This is a genomic window from Kribbella sp. VKM Ac-2568 (assembly GCF_004345365.1).
In the GTDB taxonomy this organism is placed as follows: Bacteria; Actinomycetota; Actinomycetes; order Propionibacteriales; family Kribbellaceae; genus Kribbella; species Kribbella orskensis.
Genome location: NZ_SLVF01000002.1, coordinates 606,900 through 628,016, shown reverse-complemented (window position 1 = coordinate 628,016; position 21,117 = coordinate 606,900). Strand labels below are relative to the sequence as shown.

21 protein-coding genes are annotated in these 21,117 nt (G+C 68.6%); 12 read left to right on the top strand and 9 right to left on the bottom strand.

All coding sequences use genetic code 11. The features are described from left to right. Positions 1-14: 14 nt before the first annotated feature. Together EV648_RS06745 and EV648_RS06740 are read right to left on the bottom strand one after the other, a co-directional pair. On the bottom strand, positions 15-1,322 hold the full coding sequence (locus EV648_RS06745) for a cell wall metabolism sensor histidine kinase WalK (RefSeq protein WP_158293919.1): 1,308 nt from the start codon (positions 1,320-1,322) through the stop codon (positions 15-17). A gap of 12 nt (positions 1,323-1,334) precedes the next feature. Further along, positions 1,335-2,012, bottom strand: a complete 678-nt coding sequence (locus EV648_RS06740) for a response regulator transcription factor (RefSeq protein WP_132286244.1) — start codon at positions 2,010-2,012, stop codon at positions 1,335-1,337. A 99-nt stretch (positions 2,013-2,111) separates the two neighbouring features. On the opposite strand from EV648_RS06740, the gene EV648_RS06735 reads away from it, so the two are divergent. Genes EV648_RS06735 through EV648_RS06725 form a run of 3 tightly spaced genes read left to right on the top strand, consistent with a single transcriptional unit; the run spans position 2,112 to position 4,116 of the window. Continuing rightward, positions 2,112-2,843 carry an ABC transporter ATP-binding protein gene (locus tag EV648_RS06735; protein WP_132286241.1) on the top strand — a complete coding sequence of 244 codons (732 nt, stop codon included), beginning with the start codon at positions 2,112-2,114 and terminating at the stop codon, positions 2,841-2,843. Continuing rightward, the gene (locus tag EV648_RS06730) at positions 2,840-3,640 is read left to right on the top strand and encodes an ABC transporter permease (RefSeq protein WP_132286238.1); all 801 of its coding nucleotides are present in this window, start codon (positions 2,840-2,842) and stop codon (positions 3,638-3,640) included. Before EV648_RS06735 ends, EV648_RS06730 begins: the two co-directional genes overlap by 4 nt. Further along, positions 3,637-4,116: a hypothetical protein gene (locus tag EV648_RS06725; protein WP_132286235.1), complete on the top strand. Its 480-nt coding sequence runs from the start codon at positions 3,637-3,639 to the stop codon at positions 4,114-4,116. The genes EV648_RS06730 and EV648_RS06725 overlap by 4 nt, the downstream gene beginning before the upstream one ends. A gap of 29 nt (positions 4,117-4,145) precedes the next feature. Here EV648_RS06725 and EV648_RS06720 read toward each other — a convergent pair whose 3' ends face one another. From EV648_RS06720 to EV648_RS06710, 3 genes are all read right to left on the bottom strand, one after another. Beyond that, positions 4,146-4,931: a hypothetical protein gene (locus EV648_RS06720; protein WP_241994937.1), complete on the bottom strand. Its 786-nt coding sequence runs from the start codon at positions 4,929-4,931 to the stop codon at positions 4,146-4,148. A 223-nt stretch (positions 4,932-5,154) separates the two neighbouring features. Then, the gene (locus EV648_RS06715) at positions 5,155-8,061 is read right to left on the bottom strand and encodes a M36 family metallopeptidase (RefSeq protein ID WP_132286232.1); all 2,907 of its coding nucleotides are present in this window, start codon (positions 8,059-8,061) and stop codon (positions 5,155-5,157) included. Between the two features lie 417 nt (positions 8,062-8,478). Beyond that, a complete protein-coding gene (locus tag EV648_RS06710; RefSeq protein ID WP_132286229.1) occupies positions 8,479-8,871 on the bottom strand; it encodes a VOC family protein in 393 nt (130 codons plus the stop codon). 123 nt (positions 8,872-8,994) lie between these two features. On the opposite strand from EV648_RS06710, the gene EV648_RS06705 reads away from it, so the two are divergent. Further along, positions 8,995-9,885, top strand: a complete 891-nt coding sequence (locus tag EV648_RS06705) for a sigma-70 family RNA polymerase sigma factor (protein ID WP_132286753.1) — start codon at positions 8,995-8,997, stop codon at positions 9,883-9,885. Here the strand turns inward: EV648_RS06705 and EV648_RS06700 are convergent. After that, positions 9,882-11,063, bottom strand: a complete 1,182-nt coding sequence (locus tag EV648_RS06700) for an MFS transporter (protein ID WP_199234454.1) — start codon at positions 11,061-11,063, stop codon at positions 9,882-9,884. The genes EV648_RS06705 and EV648_RS06700 overlap by 4 nt on opposite strands. A 153-nt stretch (positions 11,064-11,216) precedes the next feature. On the opposite strand from EV648_RS06700, the gene EV648_RS06695 reads away from it, so the two are divergent. Further along, a complete protein-coding gene (locus EV648_RS06695; RefSeq protein WP_132286226.1) occupies positions 11,217-11,630 on the top strand; it encodes a metalloregulator ArsR/SmtB family transcription factor in 414 nt (137 codons plus the stop codon). Then, entirely contained in the window at positions 11,627-12,661 is a 1,035-nt protein-coding gene (locus EV648_RS06690) for a cation diffusion facilitator family transporter (protein WP_132286223.1), read from the top strand. Before EV648_RS06695 ends, EV648_RS06690 begins: the two co-directional genes overlap by 4 nt. Positions 12,662-12,723: 62 nt before the next feature. On the opposite strand, the gene EV648_RS06685 is transcribed toward EV648_RS06690, so the two are convergent. Further along, complete coding sequence (locus EV648_RS06685) at positions 12,724-13,926, bottom strand: RNA polymerase sigma factor (protein WP_132286220.1); 1,203 nt, start codon at positions 13,924-13,926, stop codon at positions 12,724-12,726. Further along, positions 13,923-14,267, bottom strand: a complete 345-nt coding sequence (locus tag EV648_RS06680) for a YciI family protein (protein WP_132286217.1) — start codon at positions 14,265-14,267, stop codon at positions 13,923-13,925. The genes EV648_RS06685 and EV648_RS06680 overlap by 4 nt, the downstream gene beginning before the upstream one ends. 159 nt (positions 14,268-14,426) lie before the next feature. On the opposite strand from EV648_RS06680, the gene EV648_RS06675 reads away from it, so the two are divergent. From EV648_RS06675 to EV648_RS06660, 4 genes are all read left to right on the top strand, one after another. Beyond that, positions 14,427-14,804 carry a hypothetical protein gene (locus tag EV648_RS06675; protein ID WP_199234453.1) on the top strand — a complete coding sequence of 126 codons (378 nt, stop codon included), beginning with the start codon at positions 14,427-14,429 and terminating at the stop codon, positions 14,802-14,804. After that, on the top strand, positions 14,794-15,375 hold the full coding sequence (locus EV648_RS06670; RefSeq protein WP_132286214.1) for a carboxymuconolactone decarboxylase family protein: 582 nt from the start codon (positions 14,794-14,796) through the stop codon (positions 15,373-15,375). The genes EV648_RS06675 and EV648_RS06670 overlap by 11 nt, the downstream gene beginning before the upstream one ends. A gap of 64 nt (positions 15,376-15,439) precedes the next feature. Continuing rightward, entirely contained in the window at positions 15,440-16,513 is a 1,074-nt protein-coding gene (locus EV648_RS06665; protein WP_132286211.1) for an alpha/beta fold hydrolase, read from the top strand. A gap of 163 nt (positions 16,514-16,676) precedes the next feature. Next, the gene (locus EV648_RS06660) at positions 16,677-17,549 is read left to right on the top strand and encodes an alpha/beta fold hydrolase (protein WP_158293918.1); all 873 of its coding nucleotides are present in this window, start codon (positions 16,677-16,679) and stop codon (positions 17,547-17,549) included. 85 nt (positions 17,550-17,634) lie between these two features. Here the strand turns inward: EV648_RS06660 and EV648_RS06655 are convergent, their stop codons facing one another. After that, a complete protein-coding gene (locus tag EV648_RS06655; protein ID WP_132286205.1) occupies positions 17,635-18,147 on the bottom strand; it encodes a copper chaperone PCu(A)C in 513 nt (170 codons plus the stop codon). 399 nt (positions 18,148-18,546) lie between these two features. Between EV648_RS06655 and EV648_RS06650 the strand changes: the two genes are divergently transcribed. Next, positions 18,547-19,227, top strand: a complete 681-nt coding sequence (locus EV648_RS06650; protein WP_206751929.1) for a sensor histidine kinase KdpD — start codon at positions 18,547-18,549, stop codon at positions 19,225-19,227. A gap of 126 nt (positions 19,228-19,353) precedes the next feature. Further along, on the top strand, positions 19,354-21,087 hold the full coding sequence (locus EV648_RS06645) for an alpha-amylase family glycosyl hydrolase (protein WP_132286199.1): 1,734 nt from the start codon (positions 19,354-19,356) through the stop codon (positions 21,085-21,087). Positions 21,088-21,117 lie beyond the last annotated feature (30 nt).

Below are 21,117 nucleotides of genomic sequence, written 5' to 3'. Positions count from 1 at the left end.
CGGGCCCGCCGGCATCAGGGCAGCGGCTTGAGATGTGTGGCCGCGCTAGGCAGTCGGATCTCGAACTCGGCGCCGGCGGAAGGATGGTTGCGGGCTTGGACGGTGCCGCCGTGTAGGCGGACGACTTCGGCGACGATGGCCAGGCCGAGGCCGGTTCCGCCGTCCGCCCGGTCGCGGGCTGTGGTGAGCCGGACGAATCGCTCGAAGATCCGTTCGCGATCGGCCACGGGGATGCCGGGTCCGTCGTCGGAGATCGTGAGGACCGCCTGGTCGGCGGTTTCGGTCAGGGTGAGGGTGATCCGGTGGCGGGCGTAGCGGGCCGCGTTGTCCCCGAGGTTGCGGATCATCCGGCGGAGCGAGTTCTCGTCGCCGAGGATCTGACCGGCGGAGACCGCCGACGTGTCGACGGTGAGGGTCGTGGCCGTGCGCAACCGACAGGCCTCGGCCAGGACCAGGTCGTCGAGGTCTACGGGAGAACTCGGCAGGGAGAAGTTCTGTTCGTCGGCGCGAGCCAGCAGCAGTAAGTCGTCGACCAGGCACTGGATCCGGAGGTCCTCGGCGAGCACGGTGCCGGCCAGTTCTTCCAGTGAGGATCGGTCCGGGTGTGCGAGCGCGACCTCGGTGTGCTGGCGGATGGACGCGATGGGGGAGCGGAGTTCGTGTGAGGCGTCGGAGACGAACCGTCGTTGGCTGTCCCGTGCCTGTTGGAGCCGGTCGAGCATCCGGTTCATCGTCGCGGCCAGTCTGCCGATCTCGTCCCGGCTGTGGACCGCCGGCACCCGGCGGTGCAGTTCGGCGGCGGAGATCTCCTCGACCTCGCGCCGGATCGCCGACACCGGTGCGAGCATCCGGCCGGTCACGATCCACGTGACGCCCCCGACGACAGCTAGCATCACCGGCAGCCCGACCAGCAGGACCCGCCGCACGAACCGGGTGGAATCCAGGACGTCGACCAGCGGCCGACCCACGATCACCTGTACTCCGTCCGCCTGCGGCATCGAGGCGGCGGCGAAGACGAAGTCCTCGGAGTACCCAGGTGGCTCGACCGCAACGCATCGGGTGCCTGGATCCGCGAGCCGCTGTGTTCCCGATGCGCCCATGACTGCCCCGGATCGGTCGACCAGCTGCACCAACTCGGTGCCAGAGGCCCGCACTTCCTGCGGTGCGGCAAGGCTCAGTTGTGTCGCACTCTCCCGGGCATCTGCACAGACCTGATCGGTCAGCACTGACCCGAGCAGTGCGACCAGAATCAGGGCACCAGCCACCAGCGCCAGCCCGACAACGAGTATCGCGGCAAGAGTCACCCGGACTCGCACCGTCATTGCCATCGCCCCCTATCCGCCATCGGCCGCCAGCCGGTAGCCCGAGCCTCGCAGTGTCGCGATGGACGATCGCCCGAATGGCCGGTCGATCTTGTTGCGGAGGCGCCGTACGTAGACCTCGACGATGTTGGGATCGCCCTCGAAGTCGTAGTCCCAGACGTGTTCGAGGATCGTCCGCTTCGACACCGTCACGCCCTGGCGGCGAATCAGGAATTCCAGCACCGACAGCTCACGCGTGGTCAGGTTCAGCTCGGCCTCGCCTCGCCAGGCCCGCCTGCCCGCTGGGTCCACCCGCAGATCGCCGGCCTCGAGGATGACCGGCCGTGCGACAGCGCCTCGGCGTACCAGCGCTCGCAGCCTCGCGACCAGTACGGCGTACGAGAAGGGCTTGGTCAGATAGTCGTCCGCGCCGGTGTCGAGTGCCTTGACCTGGTCGGTGTCCGCGTCGCGTGCCGTCAGCATCAGGATCGGGGTCCAGATGCGTTCGGTCCGCAGCGTGGAGCAGATCTCGAACCCGTCGATCTCCGGCAGCATCAGATCCAGCAGCAGGACGTCGTAGCTGTGCTCGCGGGCCAGCCAGAGTCCGTCGGTGCCGGTGAGCGCCACGTCGACGGCGAAGCCCTCCGCCTCGAGGCCGTTGCGCAGACCGGCGGCGAGCCGCAGTTCGTCCTCGACCACGAGCGCCCGCATCCCGCACCTCCTCTGCGGCGATCCTGACCCATTCTCGCTGAACGCGGGCTGAATCCGGCGTTCAGCCGGGGTTCAGGACCGTCGTCCTACCGTCGGGCCATGCCCACACTCGAAGCAGTCGGCCTGAGCAGACGCTACGGCCCGCGCAGCGCCGTAGAGGGCCTGAGCTTCGTGGCCGAGCAGGGTGACATCGTCGGTTTGCTCGGACCCAACGGCGCGGGGAAGACGACCACAATCCGGTTGCTCACCACGATCCTCCGGCCGTCCGCCGGTTCGTTCACTGTGGCGGGGATACCCGACCGGGAGCCGGCGAGGATCCGGGCGCGCATCGGTGTTCTCCCCGAGAGCGCCGGCTATCCCGCGCGCCAGAGCGGCACGGCGTACCTGAGGTACGCCGCGAGGTTGTTCGGCCGGAGTCGGTCCGAGTCCGCGATGGCCGCCCAACGCTTGCTGAAGGAGGTCGGTCTCGGTGATCGGGCCGGCGCCTTGATCTCGACCTACAGCCGCGGGATGAAGCAGAGACTGGGCATCGCGCGGGCCTTGATCAACGACCCTACCGTCGTGTTCCTCGATGAGCCGACTCTCGGGCTGGACCCCGCCGGCCAACGCGAAATCCTCAACACGGTCGCTCTGATCGCCGGGGAACGTGGCGCCACCGTGGTCTTGTCCACGCACACCCTGGCGGAGGTCGAACAGGTGTGCAGCAGTCTCCTGATCCTGGATCGCGGCAGGCTTCGCGCCGCCGGTACGGTCTCCGAGGTCAAGGCGGCCGTCGGTGCGGAGAGCCTGAACGATGCGTTCCTCAGCCTCACCGAGGGGAGCGACCGATGAAGCTCGACGACACCCGTACGCCGGGCAGCCGCTGGCTGGTGGTCGCCGAACAGGAGAGCCGGGACCTCTGGATCGGGGGACGCGGTCCGCTGCTCGTGTTCGCGTACAGCCTGCTGCTCAGCGCGATGACCTACCTGGCGGCCACGAACCGCGCAATGAACTTCCTCGAGCAGCGGGAGGCCGTCAACCTCACCGTGCAGGTGGCTCTGTCGGTCGGTGTGCTGCTCACGCTGGTGGTCAGTGCGGACGCGATCAGCGGTGAACGCGAACGCGGTACCTTCGAGGCGCTGCTCCTGACGCCGGTCTCACGGCGGGGGATCGTAGGCGGAAAGCTGGTCGCGGCCACGACCCTGTGGTTGGCCTGTTTGGTCGTCGCCATTCCCTACCTGTGGGTGCTCGGACGCGGTGTCGCGGCGACGGGGCAAGCCGCAGTACTGGCTTTGTGCGTCGGGACGTTGGTGGCCTTGGGCCTGGCCGGCCTGGGGTTGTTGATCAGCGCCCTGACGAACTCGAACAAGACCAGTCTGGTGGTCAGTCTGCTGCTGTTGTTGGTGCTGTTCGCCCCGACGCAGATCCCCGCGTTGCCGAGAACAGGCTTCGGTGAACTACTGGTCCGCATCAACCCGATCGGGTCGGCACTGCACTACGTCTCCCAGGTCCTGGTCGGCCGTCGCACCTGGACGCACGACCTCAGCTATCTGGTCGCGCCGGCCGTCCTGGCTGTGCTGGTCTGCGCCCTGCTGATCGTGATCGGTCCTCGCATCGTCAAGCTGACCGCAGGAGTGGGGTCCGAATGAATCCGCTCAATCTCATCGCCACCGTGCTGCTCGCGGTCCCACCCGCACCACCAGCGCCCGTCATCACGATGAACCAGAGCAGCCTGACCGCCGTCACGGGTCAGACGCTGTCGCTGGAATCGGTCGTCACCGGGGAGCTGAAGGAGCCGGCGATCGCCCACCTCAACGTCGCCAGCCTCGACGGCGTGTACGTCGACCTCGAGGACTGGACGTCAGAGGTCACCAAGCCGGTCCCTCCGGGCGCGGAGACCCAACTCGACTGGGAGGTCCAGGCAGTCAACCCTGGGCACTTCGCCCTCTACATCGTCTTGATTCCCCAGAACGGCTCGCTGGTCGCCGGGCCACCAGTTCATCTGACCGTGTCCGCCCGACAGACCCTCGACACGGCCGGTGCACTCCCGGTCGCGCTCGCAGTCCCCACTCTCCTCGGCCTGGCAGCCCTCGCCGGCCGCGTTCGCCCCTTCCGCCGAAGCTGACACGCCGATCCGCGGTGTCGGCGGTCAGATCACTTGCTCGACTTTGCCTGGGGTAGTGCGAGTTTGGCGGCGGCGAGGGCTTGGGTGATGAGTTCGTTGCGGGCGTCTTGGCCGTACGGGACGGTGGTGTGGACACCATCGCTGAGGTACGCGGTGAGGCGGGTGGGTTTGGCGGCGAGGTATTCGGCCCAGTGGACGATTCGCAGGTTGGGGTATCTGCGTTGCGCGTCGGCGAGCTGGAGGTTGATCCAGGCGCTGTTGCGCTGATCGGCGATTTGCATCGCTGCTGTCCTGGCGGTCCGGCACATCTGGGTGTTGACCCAGACCACAGTCCGGTTCGGGCCGACGATGCTCATCGTGCGGTTGATCTGGGCGGTGACGACGGGTGGGTTGAAGACGTCGTTGGTGCCGGTGGCCATCAGGATCCGGCGTGGCATGCCGTACTTGGTGGCCCAGTCCTGGAGAGCGTCGACGGCTTGGGTGGTGGGGCGGCCGGACCAGTTGTGGACGGCCAGGCTGTCGCCGGTGCGGCCGGCGAGGCGGATGGCGAGGGACTTTCCGTCCTGGACGGCGATGCTGTCGCCGAACATGAAGACGCCGTCCTTGGCGATGACGGTCTTGATGATGGTCTCGGGCGAGATCGCTTTGCTGAGGACCAGCCAGTTCGCGATGACTCCGGAGCCGTAGGGGCCGCTGTCGGCGGCGTCGCTGTGGCTGGCGGCGACGATGGCGCCGGTGGTGCCGGCCACGGCCACCGCTCCGGTCAGCAGAATCTGGCGCCGGTTGGGCTTCACGGCGCTCAAGCGTTTCCTCACGAGGGGGAACTGTGAGGCCGACAGACACCGGAAAGCAAGCCTTGCGGTCAAGGCGCGCACGTCATTTGCAGCTTGTTGCAAGGTCTGTAACGCGACACGCTCCGTGAGCGATAGAGCCGTTACTCAATCCACTGGGTGACCATCTGTAGTCATCCGTGTCGTGGCGAGATCTGCAGCGTGGATCGGGGCCGGGAACCCGAGGTTCCCGGCCCCGAGCAGCTGGCTACTGGGTACCGAAGACCTCCAGTTCCATCATGTCCATGAACTGGCAGCCGGCGAACGGGCCGTTCGGGCAGTTGTTGGTGATGTCCGGGACCTGTGGGCTGAGCATCCAGAACTTGACGAACTTCACGCCGGCGGTGGCGCCGGTCGGCGTGACCTCGTTGTACCGGCCGCGGTTGGCCGCGCCGAAGGTGCCCTCGGCCGCGGTGGCCCAGGTCGTACCGTCGGCTGACGTCTCGATCCGGAAACCGCCGGTGGCCGCGCTGCCAGGATCGCCGCAGGTCTGCGTCGGGTCGACCGCGAAGGTGGTGATGTTCACGGTCGACGGCAGCGCCACCACGATGAACTTCGGGATCGGGGTGTTCGTCGGCGTGCCCTGGTTGTCGCCCGTGGTGCTGCCCCAGCCGGTGCCCTGGGACAGGTCGATCGCGTACGGCGGTGTGCAGGCCGGCGCGAAGTCCGGACCGTTGAAGGCCGTGATCGAACCTCCACCGGCAGCGGCCGCCCAGTCACGGCGTGGTGCGAAGTTGACCGTCGAACCGCCGGGCGCGACCGTGACAGCCTGGTTCAGGATCTCGTAGGGACCGCCGGCCACGACCAGCTTCGGGTACGTCCCCGGCAGCACTCCGTCGATCAAGTACTTGCCCTGGGCATCGGTCACGTCGGAGTAGTCACCGGAGTAGCCGGAGTCGTGCCCGGCGATGAACACCAGCGCGTTCGGTACCGGCGCGCCGGTGAGCTTGTCCGTCACCGTGCCCTGCAGGGTGGCCCCGGCACCGGTCGGCGGCACGTGGAAGTCCTCCGCCGGGACCGTATCGGCGGCGTCGACGACGCCGGCGAACCAGCCCATGCCGCGGGCCGCGAAGATCCGCCAGAGAGTGGCGACATCCTTGCCACGGTTGACGACCTGGTCGGCCTGCAGGATCGCGTTGCGCATGTCCAGCAGCGACGGGTCGGGCGGGGACAGCTCCATCGCCCGGGTCACCAGCGAGATCGTCCTGGTGTGACCGAAGCGTTCCCGGACGTCCCAGAGCACCTGTGCCCAGAACTCGCCGATGTCGTGCACCTCAGGCCCACGCAGGCCCAGGTTCGGGAAGTCGGCGAAGGTGTAACCGCCCTGGGTACCGTCGAGCGCGACACAGGTCGAGGCGGTCGAACCGACCCGGCAGTCCATCGCCTCCTTGCGGAACAGCCCGCCGGCCACGGTGTACGTGCCTTCCCGGACCTCGCCGTCGCGCCGGCCGCTGTTCGGCTGGAAGCCCTTGGCGACCAGGTTGTCCATCGCGTAGAAGTCGCTCCAGCCCTCGCCCATGCCGCCGGCCTGCACGCTGTTCAGCGTGGAGTTGCCGGAGGCATCGACCACGAGCCGGTTGGACAGACCGTGGGTGTACTCGTGGTACAGGATGCTCGCGTCGTTCGCCGAACTGGTCGGCACGAACCGGTCGTCCGGGTTGGCCGGGTTGTGGAACAGGTACATCTGCATGGTCGGCGAGGTGCCGTCCGGCGGAGTGTTCATGTTCGCGTTGTCGACGTGGCCGCCGTCGGGCAGGCCGTTGAGGGTGTTCGCGCCGTCGATCGCGTTCAGCAGCACCGGGTCGCTGCCCGTGGTCTCGAAGTTTCCCGCCGCGGCGGTGAACCCGATCGGCGACCGCCGCAGGTAGTCGTGGAAGTTGCTGGCAAGGTAGAACGCCTGGGTCACGTCCTGGTTCAGGTTCGTCCGCCAGGAGTTCGCGGTCGCCGGGTCCCAGGTGCAGACGAAGGCGGGCGAGCACTGTGGGTTGCTCGCGAACGGCACCAGCCGGTACTCCGCGGTGGTCCTCGTGCCGGGCACCTTGACGGTCTCACCGGTGTTGGCCAGGTCGTCGTCGTTGATGTCGGCGAACGCGTTGACCGATGTACCGTCCTGGAGCGTCTGGGCGCCCTTCTGCAGGTAACCGGCCTTGAAGAAGTTGACCTTCCGCTGGGTGCCGCCCTTGGCCGCGCCTGGGTAGTAGTCCGTCACCAGGCCATCGCCGTTGGCGTGGTCGACCAGCGGCCGGCGGTACAGGACACTGCCGGTCGACGCGTCGATCACATGGCTGTAGATCAACGTGCCGCCGGCCTGGGTGTAGGTCGCCCAGCCCATGCGCAGCCCGGCCTGTGTGTAGAACCAGACCCGCTTGGCGTAATCGCCGTTGCCCCACTTCTTACCGTCGGCGACGGTCTTCGCGCTGGTCGCGGCCGCCTTGCCGCCGACGTCCTTGGCAGCAGCCGCGCGGGCGCTGTCCGCGGTCACCGAAGCGGCACCTGCCCGGGCGGCGAGCCCGGCCAGACCCGGCACCGGCGAGCCCATGATGGCGATCAGCTCACCGCGCTTGGTGACGTGCCCGATGATGCCGTTGCCGAAGAGCGGGGTGCCGTTCACCCACTGCTCCCAGGAGAGGTGGTGGGACCCGGCCACGTCGCGGTAGTCCTTGCGCAGCCGCAGCGTCCGCAGGTCGTTCTCGGTCAGCCGGAAGATCTCGGGATGCGCCCGGATGTAGTCGAAGACGATCCGCGCCGGCGGCTTGCTGCTCGGTCCGGTGAGGAACCCGTTGAGCTTGGCGACCTGCTTCGGAGTACCGGTCGCCGGGTCCACCGAGACGATGCCCTGCGGGCCCAGCGAGTCGCGGAACTTCTCCGCGGCAGCGCCCTCCTTGGCCATCGTCTTGGCGGCTTGTGCGTACGTCGCACGCGCGCTCGGCGTGCGCGCGTCGTAGAAGCCCTTCGTCTCTCGCTGGCTCGGTTCGGCCTGGACCGCGGGCGCGTCCGGGTCGGCCTTCGGCAGCGAGCCGGCGGCATTGGCGCCTGAGCCCATGGTCATGGCGAGAACGGTGGTCGTCACCACACCGATGGCCAGGAGCCCCCTCCCTGTGCGTGCAGTTCTCATGGCAACGCTCCGTAGAGATTGTTGCGGGCGGGCACAAAGACCCCTCGGCCGGACCATATGCCCGCACCCGCCGGCGGTGAAGGGATCGCGACCCGGCGGCGAACGATCAAGGGGATTCATGGACGCTACGGGCCCGTGGGAGCACGCCGGCCATCAGCCGGCAGCGCCGGTGTGTTGGTGCTGCGGTGGATTCAGCGGCAGAGCACGGGTCCGTCAGGCGCTCAGTCTTCACGGGGTGCCGCCGGCTGGTTGGCCGGCCGCGGCGATCGTCGTAGCTCAGCGTCTCGGGGTTCACTCCGGCCTGGTCGGCCGGCTCGGTGGTTCGCATGATCCCATCGTCAACCCTGGACCCAGCTACGGAGTCAGCCTGTGAGCGCGAGTACGGGTGTGGGCTGGGAGGAAGTGGCCGATCGGCGATCAGTCGCGGGCCTGTTGGAACAGCTCCACGACGTTGCCGGATGGATCTTCCAGCAGGATCTGCTGTCCGCCCGGGCCGGTGACGATGTCGTTGCGGAAGTCGACGCCCGCGGTACGGAGACGATCTACTTCGGCCGCGAGGTCGCTCACAGTGAGGTGGATACGGTTCCACCCGCCTGGGCCGGGGACGGTGCCGTCCGGCATCGCTCGGCCGGCTGAGCTCGTTGGCCCGCTCAGAAGCAGCCGCAGATTGCCCCTGACTACGTCGGCGAAGGCCGGCGCGGCATTCATTCTGAGCGTGAACCCGAGGTGGCGCGTGTAGAAATCGAGCGAGGACTCGACGTCGTTGACCATGTAGCGCACTCCAACCAGGTTCTGTTGGTTGTCGGACATCGCTATCTCCTTCCGCTTTGCTCGGCTCGTCCACGGGGGCAGGCCTTGCCCCGAGTATGTGGTCACAAACCGCCTCTCGGCGGGCTCACCCTGGATGAGCCCGATCAGGGGGAAGGTGTGACTGTGGACGAAAGCGAGTGGCTCGCCGACCGGTTCGAGGAGCAGCGCCCGCGGCTGCGGGCGGTGGCGTACCGCATGCTGGGCTCGGTCGCCGAGGCCGAGGACGCCGTCCAGGACGCCTGGCTGCGCCTCAGCCGGGCCGACGCCGGACAGATCGACAACCTCGGCGGCTGGCTGACCACGGTTGTCGCCCGGGAGTCGCTCCACAGGCTGCGGTCGCGTGCACGCCGGCGCGAGGATCTCGTTGACACCCTCGCCAGGCCGCTGCCGGACCCGGTCATCTCAGCGGCCGGCGTCGACCCCGAGGAGGAGGTCGTGCTCGCCGAGTCGGTGGGTCTCGCGCTGCTCGTGGTCCTTGACTCGCTCACCCCGGCCGAGCGGCTGGCGTTCGTGCTGCACGACATGTTCGACCTGCCCTTCGACGAGATCGCCCCACTCGTCGGCCGCAGCTCAGTGGCTGCGCGACAGTTGGCCAGCCGCGCCCGCCGACGAGTCCGCGGCGTCGACCTTCCCGCCCCGGACCAGGATCCCGTCCGGCAGCGCCAGGTCGTCGACGCGTTCTACGCGGCCGCGAACGCCGGAGACTTCGATGCACTCGTCGAGCTCCTCCACCCCGAGGTGGTGTTCCGAGCCGACTACGGCCCCAACCGGCCACCTGCGCAGTACCGGGGCGCGGCGACAGTCGCGAAGCAAGCACGACGCGCTCGCGGCGCCGACCTCCACCCGGTCCTGGTCAACGGTCTCCCGGGAGTGGTCACAGTCAGGAACGACCGTCCGGTGTCGATCATGGCGTTCACCATCGCCGACGGCTTGATCCTGGAGATCGACGGCATCCGCGACCCCCACCGTGTACGGCGGCTCGCGGCTGAGGTCGTCCGCCGGATGCATCCTTAGACGCGGGGGCGCCTCGCGAACGCCAGAACCAGGCTGAGAACCGGTCCGGCGGCGAGCACGATCGCGAGTGCGGCGTAGCCGTAGGTGAGAGTCGCCGCGGTGGCGACGCCCGCGACCAGGAGCGGCCCGCCCGCGTCGCCGAGTTCCCGCCCGAGCTCGGCGGTCCCCATCGTCTGACCGAGACGCGCCGGCGGCGTGGAGGCGGCCAGGGCCGCGAAGCCCAGCGGCGTGATCAGCCCTGTTCCGATCCCGATCAACACTGCAGCAAGCAGGACGCCGACGATCCCCGGCAGGGTGGCACAGCCCAGACCGGTCGCGGCTATGAGCAGGCCTACTGTCAGGCCGCCGCGCGCGGTGATCCGCCCGGCGTCCAGGGCGCGACCGGCGCGGGGCTGGACCAGCGCGGCGGTAGCGGCTAGCACGGACACGGCTGCGCCGGTGGCGACAGTGCCCAGCCCTGCTGCCGCGCCGGTCACCGGCAGGAACCCAACACCGACCGATAGTGCCGCGGTGGCCCCGGCCAGCGCAGCGGTCGGCCGCAGAAACAGCGGATCGGTGACCCGGCGGGCCAAATCGATCACAGTCTGCCGGGTCCGGGGCAGCGGCGGCACCGCCGGTACTGCGAGCAGTGCCCAGCCGGCCACCGCCAACGCGAGGACGGTCATCACCGCGAACAGCAACCGGAATCCACCCAGCCACACCAGCCCACCGCCGAGCAGCGGCCCGAGGGTGTAGCCGATGCTCTTGTAGAACCCGTAACTGCCGAACGCGCGGCCGTGCTTGGCCGCCGGATTCAGCCGCGCCACCAAGGCGGAGGCTGACGGCGAGAACGCCGACGCCGCCGCCCCTTGCCCGAGCCGCGCGACCCACAGCCACCCAGGGCTGTCGGCCACCACATACAGCCCGGAGGCGACTGCGAATCCGACCAGGCCGGCCAGCAGTACCGGCCGGGCACCGATCCGGTCGGCGATGGTGCCGAAGACCGGTTTCAGCAGTACCTCGGCGCCGTCGTACAACGCGAGTAGGAACCCGAGCGTCAGCAGCGACTTCACCGCGTCGTCGGAGAAGGCGCCCAGGTTGGCTGCCACCGCGTGCGCGCCGAACGCTGTCGTGAACCCGGCCGCATACAGCGGCCACATCTCGCGTGCGGCCGTGCTCGGTGCAGCGGGATTGGTCATCGCTCGCCGCTCGGACTGTCGTGCAGGACCCGCCCCTCGGCCGTCACATGACGATATGTATCACGCGTTACGTTGCCGATCTCCACCGCGGGACGACGGCGCTGAGCCGGCCTCTCCAGCGCCGAAGGCCGGCTAAAGGTCTATTATCTGCGTATGCGTGCAGATAGTGGAGGTTGTCAGCGGCGGCTCCCCGACGATCAGGTGGACCTGGCGGTCGAGGTGTTCCGAATGCTGGCCGATGCGACGCGGATCCAGGTGTTGTGGGCGTTGACGGGCGAGGAGTTGCCGGTCAACGAGTTGGCGACCCGGGTGGGGAAACCGGCGCCGTCGGTGTCGCAGCACCTGGCCAAGCTACGGATGGCCCGACTGGTACGGACCCGGCGCGAAGGAACTCAGGTCTTCTACCGGCTGGAGAACGATCACGTCGGCCGGCTGGTCGCGGACGCTGTCTACAACGCCGAACACGCAGGACCCGGAGTCCCCGCTCACCACCTCGGCGACGAGGAACTGGCCCAGCTCCACCCGGGCCGCGACATCACCAACGCCAGTGGGCAGACTGCGCAATGACCCATCAGAGAGCTCAAGAGCACCGCCACGATGCCGGCCATGGCCATGGCCATGGTCATGAGCATGAAGCCACCGGCGGCTGGTGGCAGCTGATCCGCGACACGGTGCGGCCGCACTCTCATGACGCCGCGGACTCGATCGACAGCGCGATCGAGTCCAGCGCGGCCGGGATCCGGGCCGTGAAGGTCAGCTTGCTGGCGCTCGCGCTCACCGCCGGCCTGCAGTTGATGGTCGTCGCGGTGTCAGGATCGGTCGCTCTCCTGGCCGACACGGTGCACAACCTGTCCGACGCGTTCACGGCGCTGCCGTTGTGGATCGCGTTCGTCCTCGGCCGGCGTGCCGCGACCCGCCGCTACACCTACGGCTACGGCCGGGCCGAGGACCTGGCCGGCCTGTTCGTGGTCGCGATGATCGGGCTGTCCGCCCTGCTCGCCGGGTGGGAATCGATCCGCCGGCTCATCGACCCGGTTCCGGTCCACAACCTCGGCTGGGTTGCCGCCGCCGGCGTGATCGGTTTCGCCGGCAACGAAGCGGTTGCGGTCTACCGGATCCGGATCGGCCGCAAGATCGGCTCGGCGGCACTCGTCGCCGACGGGCTCCACGCTCGCACCGACGGCATGACATCGCTCGCCGTCGTGCTCGGCGCGGCAGGAGTCGCCGCAGGCTTCCCGCTCGCGGACCCACTGATCGGCCTCGTCATCACCATCGCCATCCTCGCCGTGTTGCGCACGGCAGGCCGCGACGTGTTCCGCAGGCTGATGGACGCCGTCGACCCGGCCACCGTGGACACCGCCGAAAGTGCCCTCGCCGCCCTGCCCGGAGTCCGCTCGGTACGGCGGGTCCGGATGCGCTGGATCGGCCACGAACTCCACGCCGATGTCGACCTGGTCGTCGACGCTCGCGACAGCACCGAGGCTCACCGCCTGGCCCACGACGCCGAACACGAGCTGACCCATGCGGTGCCGCGCCTCCGTACGGCTGTGGTGCACGCCTATCCGGCAACCCACGATCACCCGGTACAAGAGAGCTGATCGCGGGTAGCGCGGGACCATCGGGCGCGGCGATGGCCGGCCGCGAGCGGGTGCAGCCGGGCTCAGTAGGCCGCTAGGCGATCGTGGAGGATGTCGAGCTGAGCTGGGTTGCTGGTCAGCTTGATGGCCTCTTTGTCGGCTTCGTGGGCTGCCGCGGTCCTGCCGTCGGCGCGGAGGAATTCAGCTCGAGTCGCGTGGAAGAGTGGATAGTTCTTCAGAGCGGCCTGGAGGTCGTCGAGTTCTGCCAGGGCAGCTTGTGCGCCGTACACGTAGCGGGCGGCAACGGCACGCTGCAGCTTGGTGACCGGGGTCGGCTGAAGGTGGAGCAACATGTCGTACAGGACGAGGATTTGCCGCCAGTCGGTGTCGGCCCAGGTGACGGCTTCACAGTGGCAGGCGGCGATCGCGGCCTGGAGTTGGTAGGGCCCGGGCGAGCGGTGGCGGCGCGCCGTACGGGTTAGTAGAGCTGTGGCGTCGGCGATGGCGCGGTGGTCCCACTTGCTTCGGTCCTGGTCCTGCAGAAGGACGAGTTGTCCGTCCGAAGTGAATCGCCCGGCAACGCGAGCTCGGTGCAGGCGGATCAGAGACAGGAGTCCGGAAGCCTCGGGCTCGTTGGGGAGCAGGCCGACGAGGAGCGCGGTGAGCCACTCGGCGTCGTCGACCAGGTCCCGGGAATGTGCTCGGTCGCTGGTGCTGGACAGGTAGCCCTCGTTGAAGAGCAGGTAGATGACAGTCAGTACTTCGCCGAGTCGCTCGGCCAACTCGTCGTCGCGAGGGATGCGGTAGGGGATTCCGGCGTCGGCGATCTTGCGTTTGGCTCTGGTGATGCGTTGCGCCACGGTTGATTCCGGGACGAGGAACGCTGCGGCGACCTGTGCGGTGGTGAGGCCGCAGACCACTCGGAGAGTGAGCGCGATCTGGGCCTCGCGAGCGAGTGCGGGGTGGCAGCAGGTGAAGATGAGCCGGAGCCGGTCGTCCGGGGCGCGGTGGATCGGCCATTGCAGCTGGGCGAGTTTGGAGCGGTAGTTCTGCTGCCGGCGGAGTACGTCGAGGCCGCGGCGGCGAGCCACGGTGAACAGCCAGCCGTCGGGCCGGTCGGGGATCCCCTCTTCGGGCCAGCGCTTCAGCGCGATCTCGATGGCGTCCTGGACGAGATCCTCGGCGGCGGAGAAGTCGCCCAGCAGCGATACCAGGGAGGCGGCGAGCTGGCCCGCATGTTCGCGGACCACGCGGGCCAGCTCGTCGGCAGCGGGATCTGCGTTCATGACTCCACGGGGCGGATCTCGACCACAGGGCACGCGGGCCAGGTCTTCACCATCCGCAGTGCCTCGTCGAGATTCTCGACCTCGATCTCGGTGAAACCGGAGATGACCTCCTTGCCCTCCATGAACGGGCCGTCGGTGGTGACCGGTTCGGGCCCGTCAAGCCGTACGGTGGTCGCCGACGAAGCGCCCTGGAGCTTGCTGCCGCTGTTGCGGATCTTGGCCGCGTGGTCGATGAACCACTGGTTGACCCGTTGATAGACGTCTTCCAGCTCGGCGGGGCTCAGCGCCTCGAGCTCCTTGGCGTATTCCTCGGTGTCGACAAACATCAGCACGTACTTCACGCGCGTCACCTCCTGGTGTCATTGTGGCTGGTTCATTGGGGAGACGATCGGTGCGCGACCGGATGCGACAGCCCGCCCGCCGAGTTTCCGGGAGAATGCGGAGTCAGTTCTTTTCTTCGGCCGCGTGTCGTATTCGGCGGCGCGCCGATCGTCGTACAGATGACGGCAGATAGCCGAGCTGCAGAGGAGGCGGAGGACGCCGTGCCGGATAACGACAAGTTGCGGGCAGCGCACCGAGCCCTGGTGGATCGCGTCTTGAACGGAGAGGGCAGGGCATCGGCGCAGCAGCGAGCCCGTGCCTTCAGCAACGAGGGCCTTTCCCCGCCGGTGGACGCGCTGATCGGCAAGGTCGCCACGAGGCCGACGCAGGTCACCGAGGCGGACTTCGCTGCGGCAAAGGCGTCGGGCTTCAGCGAGGACCAGCTTTTCGAGCTGGTGATCTGCGCTGCGGTCGGTCAGTCCACCCGGATGTATGAAGCTGGACTGGCGGCCCTGGCCGAAGCAACCGTCGACGAGAGGCCGGACAATGCGACTTGACATCCTCGACCGCGGCTACCGTCCCTCGACCAAGCTGCTCTTCGCGCTCATCCGGCTGTTCTCCGGGCACCCGGTGCCAGACGCCGCCAAGCTGGTCTTCTACCGGCCCGATTTCTACGGCGCCCAGGCCAAGGCGTTCACCCACGAGGCGATGCGCGGGCCATCCGCCTGGTCGGTAGGCGACCGGGAGCTGATGGCGGCGTACGTGTCCAAGCTGAACGAGAGCGCGTTCTGCATCGGCGCGCACACCGCGACCGCAACGCAGGCGTACCAGGACGGGCCACGGGTCGCGGCGGTACTGGCCGACCTGGAATCGGCCCCCGTCGAGGAGCCGCTCCGGGCAACGCTGCGGATGCTCGGCAAGCTGACCGCCGAAGGAAAACTAGGCGCCGAGGACATGCGGGAAGTGCTGGCCGCCGGCGTTTCACCCCAGCAGGTCAAGGACTCGCTGGCGGTCTGCGCCGCGTTCAACACGACCGACCGGCTAGCCGACGCCTTCGGCTTCGAGGTGCTCACCCCCGAGGGCTTCGACGCAGGAGCCAAGTACCTACTCAAGCGCGGCTACCGATAGTGCGTGCTTGGACCGGCTGGTTCGGCTCGGCGCGCGGAGGGCGCAAGGTCGGTACGATCAGCAGGTGAGCCAGAAGGTCGGCTACTGTGCGGCGCCGGATGCGGTGAAGCTGGCGTATGCGGTTCACGGTGACGGTCCGCCGATCGTGAGGGTGGCGACCTGGATGACCCACCTGGAGTTCGACTGGGAGAGCCCGGTGTGGCGCCACTGGCTCGAAGCGCTCGGGGACGGTCACACGCTGGTCCGCTACGACGAGCGTGGATGCGGGCTCTCGGATCGCGATGTCGACGACATTTCGCTCGATGCCTGGGTGGCCGACCTCGAGAGCGTGGTCGACGCTGCGGGTGTCGACCGGTTCGCGCTGCTCGGCGTCTCGACCGGTGCGGCTGTCGCGGTCGCATACGCTGCCCGTCATCCCGAGCGGCTCACGCACCTCGTCCTCTACGGGGGCTACGCGCGCGGCCGGACACTCCGAGGTGCAAGCGAGCGAAGGCTGCAGGACGCGCTGGTCGCGGCGATCTCCGCCGGCTGGACCAATCCCGATCCCACCTTCCGCCACCTGTTCAGCATGCTGTTCCTCCCGGCCGCCACGGCGGAGCAGATGGGGTGGTACGACGACCTGCAGCGACAGTCCACATCGGCGGCGACCGCGGTCCGTCTGTACCACGCGCGCGGCCCCCTCAACGTGGTCGAGCTCGCGGCGCAGGTGAAGACAAAGACGCTGGTCGTGCACGCACTGGGGGACCGGGTAGTTCCGGTCGACGAGGGTCGGCTGCTCGCCACCCTGGTACCCGGAGCGCGGCTGGTCGTCCTGGAGTCGGCGAACCACATCCTGCTGTCGGATGAACCCGCGTGGGCGAGCTTCGTCTCGGAGCTTCGCGCCTTCCTGGGGACCGAACGGGCAACCACTCGGCCCGGAGTCGGAGTCGGAGTCGAGGAGCTCAGCCCGCGGGAGCTGGAGGTCCTCGCACTCGTCGCGGCAGGACTGACCAACGAGGCGATTGCGGAGAGTCTGAGTCTCAGCGTCCGCACTGTAGAGCGTCATCTGACGAACACCTACGTCAAATTGCATGTCTCCGGCAAAGCGGGACGCGCGGCCGCGGCGGCCAGGTTCTCCGAGACGTTGCGGCGTCCCTGATCCGGCCGGTCGCCGCTGCGTGTAGACCGCCAGCCCGCCTCAACGGGTTTGCGTGCTGGCTCCGATGCCGGCGACTCCTGCCGCTGCCTACCTTCACAGCTATCAGGACAAGCGCCCGGGGTCCCGGGCAGTTCCAGGGAGGCATTCGATGGAGCACATGGTCATGCCTGACAGGGCATCGGCGGTTCTCGCCGAGCCGTCAGCGACGTACGACGTCCGGGGCGGGGGAGGTGTCAGGCTGCACGCCCGGGAGTGGGGGAACCGGCAAGGGCGTCCGGTCCTCTTCATTCACGGATGGTCGGCCAGTCACGTGTGCTGGGCGCGGCAGATGGAGGGCCGGCTCGCGCAGGAGTTTCGCCTCGTCGCGTTCGACAACCGGGGTCACGGCATGTCTGAGAAGCCGATGGACCCTGAAAGCTATCGCGACCCGCAGTTGTGGGCGGACGACCTCGCCGCGGTCATCGATCAGTTGGGCCTGGACCGACCGGTACTGGTCGCCTGGTCCTACGGCGGGTTCATCGTCACCGACTACGTCCGGGCGTACGGCGAGGACCGGATCGGTGGCGTCAACCTGGTCGGGGGCGCCGTCATGCTGACGCCCCCCACCTTCGACCACATCGGCCCCGGTTTCCTCGAGAACGCACCGGACGCGAGCCTGCCCGACCTGGCCACGAACATCGCCGCCATCAGACGCTTTCTCGGGGTCTGCACCGTCGAGCCGCTCGCGCCGGACGACTGGAGCGCTGCCCTGGGTTGGAACATGGTCGTTCCCCCCGAGGTCAGGGGGGCGTTGATCTCGCGCGAGATCGACGGCGACGACGTACTGTCCAGGCTTTCCGTGCCCGTGCTGGTGACACACGGACGCTCCGACACGATCGTGCTGCCCTCGATGGCCGAGCACGTCCTCGACGTCTGCAAGACCGCCAGACCGTCCTGGTACGACGGTGTGGGTCACATGCCGTTCAGCGAGGACCAGCCCCGCTTCGACCGCGAGCTCGCCGAGTTCGTGGAGGAGTCTGCCAGGGAGATGTCGTGATTCGATGGTGCCTGTGAGGCTGGAGTTGTACTTGCGGTAGGCGAGGAGCTGGGTGCCGACGTCGCTGGCCCCTGGGGAGCTGAAGCTACGAGGTTGCCGCGAGGGGGCCGGCGCAGGCCTGGGTGGTCACCGGGCCGGCGTTGGCGAACGTGAGCGTGATCGGGAACCACTCGCCGGCGCGCAGGTTACGCCGTACGTGTTCGAGTACGACGCCGTTCTGCCGTTCGAGATCGACCTGGGCCCCGGCCGGGATCGCGATGGTCTTGACGGCCTGCCCGGAGCTGACCAGCGCGGTGTGCTCGGCGATCGGGGTGGAGACCCCGACGAGGGTGTCGGCCACGGTCGGAGACTCGTTGGTCAAGGTGAGCCGCAACGGCGCGTCGGTGCCCTCGGTAAGGCCCTGCGGGCCCTGCACCCAGAGGTCCGTCACGACGATCGCGCCGCTGGTGGCGTCGACGCCGCCCTGCGGAAGGCTTTGGTACGGGTCGGGCGACGAGCACGCGGTCAGCATTCCGACGCCCAGCAGGGCAGCCGGCAGCCAGCGAAGCACGCGCCGGCCTGGAAGCCGCCGGGTGGTTCCAGTGGTTGTTGTCGCCATCTTCGCCTCCGCGAGGAAATCCGGAAAGTGCTTCCAGCTTCGCGAAGCGACTGGTTCCCGTCGTCACTGCCAGCGGTCGTTCCCACCCCCGGCTAGCCGGAAGCCGAGGCCGGAAGCTCGCAGCACATCGACGTGCCGCCGCCCGGCGGGCTGTCCAGGGAGAAGGTGCCGCCCAGCGTCTCGATGCGGTCTTTCAGCCCGAGGAGCCATGAGACCCGCAGCGGGTCAGCGCTGACCGGCCTCCGGCTCGGCGCCATCCGGTGTGAGCGCGGCGATTCCAGCTAGTGGGCGGGTCGGGATACCGGCCAGCAGGTCATCGGCTGGGTGCTCACGTCGACGACAGCACCACGCCTGCCGCGCGATGCTCCGATGATGCGATCGGTCTGCAGCCTCGAGCACGTGGTGACTGCTGACGCTCGGTTCGCCGCGGACATCAGCCACGAGCTGCGGACCCCGCTGACGACCATGCTGAACTCGATGGAACTGATCCACAACCATCGAGACGAGCTGCCCGCTGCCGTGCGCGAACCGGTCGAGTTGCTCGGCGAGGACCTCGAGCGGTTCCGGCGGCTGGTGGTCGACCTGCTGGAGATCTCCCGCGATGACGGGGAAGACGAGGGCAGCCGGGATACCGTACGCATCGCCGACCTGATCAGGGTCGCGGCCGACACCGCCGCTGGTCGCCCGGTCACGGAGGTTTCCGCCGATGCGGCAGCCCTCACCCTGAGGGCCGACAAACGCAGGCTCGAGCGAGTGGTCGCGAACCTCGTCGAGAACGCCGAAGGCCACGGTGGTGGTTGCGTACGCGTGTCCGTCGAGGCGGGCGGCCTTGGTGTCATCGTCCAGTTCGACGACGCGGGGCCCGGCGTACCGGTCGCCGACCGGGACCGGATCTTCGAGCGGTTCTGCCGTGGTGGTTCCGGTGGGCGACCGGCTCAGGACGCCGGGGCCGGCGGGATCGGTCTTGGTCTCTCGATCGTGGCCAGGCATGTGGCGTGGCACAACGGGACGATCCGGGTCGAGGACCGCCCCGGAGGCGGCGCCCGCTTCGTCCTCGAACTCCCGGCGAAGCCCGGCTGACGGGGCCCCGGGATTCCGGCTAGCAGGAAGCGGGGTTGGGCGCTGGTGGTGAAGACCTGAGCGATCTGCCAGGCGATGGTTGCTTCAGGATGGCCGCGCAGCTGGCGGCCGAGGGAGTGATGGTCCATGGCATACAAGGCGACGGCAGTCTTGCGAGACGCGGCCGGACTCGGCGTCGACAGCGTCGCGTTGCCCACCACGGCAAGCACCTGGCTCCGACCTGGCTGGTGGGGGAGTGCGGTGGTGTACCAGATCTACCTGCGAAGCTTCCAGGACTCCGATGGCGACGGCATCGGTGACCTGGCCGGTGTCCGCGCCAGGCTGCCGTATCTGCGGAGCCTCGGCGTCGACGGCATCTGGCTCAACCCGTTCTACCCGTCACCGCAGTACGACCATGGGTACGACGTGTCCGACTACTTCGGGGTGCAGCCCGAGTACGGCACGCTCGAGTCCTTCGACCAACTGGTCGTCGACGCGCACCGGCTCGACCTCAGGGTGGTCATCGACATCGTCCCGAACCACTGCTCGATCGAGCATCCCTGGTTCGCCGCGGCGCTGGCCGCCGGTCCGGGCAGCCCGGAACGCGAGCGGTTCCACTTCGCCGACGGTAAGGGGGAGTACGGCGACCTGCCGCCGAACAACTGGCGCTCCATCTTCGGCGGATCAGCCTGGCAGCGCGTCACCGAACCGGACGGGACACCGGGCCAGTGGTACCTGCACAGCTTCGCGCCCGAGCAGGCCGACTTCAACTGGCGGCACCCGGACGTCGCGGCGTACTTCGACCAGGTACTGCGGTTCTGGTTCGAGCGCGGCGTGGACGGGATCCGGATCGACGTGGCCCACGGGCTCCACAAGGCCGACGGGCTGCCCGACCACGAGAACGCCATGGACGACGAGCTCACCGGCGACCCGCTCAATCCTTACGCGTGGAACCAGCCCGAGGTGCACCAGGTGTGGCGCCGGTGGCGGGCCATCGCCGAGGGATACTCCGTACTGACCGGCCGCGAACGGGTGCTGATCGGCGAAGTCGGCGTACTGGACGCCGAACAGCTCGCGCTGTACCAACGCCCGGGCGAACTGCACCAGAGCTTCTACTTCGAGTTCCTGCGCGCTACTTGGGACGACCAGATCCTGTACGACGTGGTGGATCGCGGCCTGGGCACGATCGCCGGCTCGGACTCGTCGGTCGCCTGGGTGCTGAACAACCACGACATGCCCCGGTCGGTGACCCGGTACGGCGGCGGCGCTCCTGGCCTCGACGCCGGCGATGTCGATCTCGGTACCGTCCGGGCCCGGGCGGCCGCCTTGCTGATGCTCGCACTGCCGGGCGCGGCGTACGTCTACCAAGGCGAGGAACTCGGCCTGCCAGAGGTCACGGATCTCCCGGTCGAGCTACTGGCCGACCCGATGTTCCACCGCACCCAGGGCGCTCGACGCGGCCGAGACGGCTGCCGGGTCCCGTTGCCGTGGGCCACGTCCCAGCACAGCTTCGGATTCTCACCCGCCGACGCGTGGCTGCCGCAGCCCGACTGGTTCGCTGACCACGCCGTGGACCGGCAGCTGTGCTCGGGCGAGTCGATGCTGCACCTCTACCGCGAAGCACTCGCGTTGCGGCGGCGACTTCCTGCCCTTGCCTCGAGCGAGTTCCGGTGGTTGCGGACGGAACCGGGCGTGCTGGCCTTCACCCGCGGCGACGGCTTCGGCTGCGTCGTCAACTGCTCGTCGCGGGTTGTCTCCGCGCCGGTGGACGGTGAGCTGCTGCTGGCGAGCCACCACGAGGCCGAGGACAAGCTCCCGCCGAACAGTGCCGCGTGGTACCAGCTGGCGCCGGCGGTCGCATCAGTGGCTGAGGCGGCATAGACCGGCGGACCCGGTGTCTTGAGTACTCAC

Excerpts from the sequence above, each read along its gene's own strand:
- EV648_RS06745 (WP_158293919.1), bottom strand. The coding sequence starts at position 1,322 with ATGACGGTGCGAGTCCGGGTGACTCTTGCCGCGATACTCGTTGTCGGG.
- EV648_RS06740 (WP_132286244.1), bottom strand. The coding sequence starts at position 2,012 with ATGCGGGCGCTCGTGGTCGAGGACGAACTGCGGCTCGCCGCCGGTCTG.
- EV648_RS06735 (WP_132286241.1), top strand. The coding sequence starts at position 2,112 with ATGCCCACACTCGAAGCAGTCGGCCTGAGCAGACGCTACGGCCCGCGC.
- EV648_RS06730 (WP_132286238.1), top strand. The coding sequence starts at position 2,840 with ATGAAGCTCGACGACACCCGTACGCCGGGCAGCCGCTGGCTGGTGGTC.
- EV648_RS06725 (WP_132286235.1), top strand. The coding sequence starts at position 3,637 with ATGAATCCGCTCAATCTCATCGCCACCGTGCTGCTCGCGGTCCCACCC.
- EV648_RS06715 (WP_132286232.1), bottom strand. The coding sequence starts at position 8,061 with ATGAGAACTGCACGCACAGGGAGGGGGCTCCTGGCCATCGGTGTGGTG.
- EV648_RS06710 (WP_132286229.1), bottom strand. The coding sequence starts at position 8,871 with ATGTCCGACAACCAACAGAACCTGGTTGGAGTGCGCTACATGGTCAAC.
- EV648_RS06700 (WP_199234454.1), bottom strand. The coding sequence starts at position 11,063 with ATGACCAATCCCGCTGCACCGAGCACGGCCGCACGCGAGATGTGGCCG.
- EV648_RS06695 (WP_132286226.1), top strand. The coding sequence starts at position 11,217 with ATGCGTGCAGATAGTGGAGGTTGTCAGCGGCGGCTCCCCGACGATCAG.
- EV648_RS06690 (WP_132286223.1), top strand. The coding sequence starts at position 11,627 with ATGACCCATCAGAGAGCTCAAGAGCACCGCCACGATGCCGGCCATGGC.
- EV648_RS06685 (WP_132286220.1), bottom strand. The coding sequence starts at position 13,926 with ATGAACGCAGATCCCGCTGCCGACGAGCTGGCCCGCGTGGTCCGCGAA.
- EV648_RS06675 (WP_199234453.1), top strand. The coding sequence starts at position 14,427 with ATGACGGCAGATAGCCGAGCTGCAGAGGAGGCGGAGGACGCCGTGCCG.
- EV648_RS06670 (WP_132286214.1), top strand. The coding sequence starts at position 14,794 with ATGCGACTTGACATCCTCGACCGCGGCTACCGTCCCTCGACCAAGCTG.
- EV648_RS06660 (WP_158293918.1), top strand. The coding sequence starts at position 16,677 with ATGCCTGACAGGGCATCGGCGGTTCTCGCCGAGCCGTCAGCGACGTAC.
- EV648_RS06655 (WP_132286205.1), bottom strand. The coding sequence starts at position 18,147 with ATGGCGACAACAACCACTGGAACCACCCGGCGGCTTCCAGGCCGGCGC.
- EV648_RS06645 (WP_132286199.1), top strand. The coding sequence starts at position 19,354 with ATGGCATACAAGGCGACGGCAGTCTTGCGAGACGCGGCCGGACTCGGC.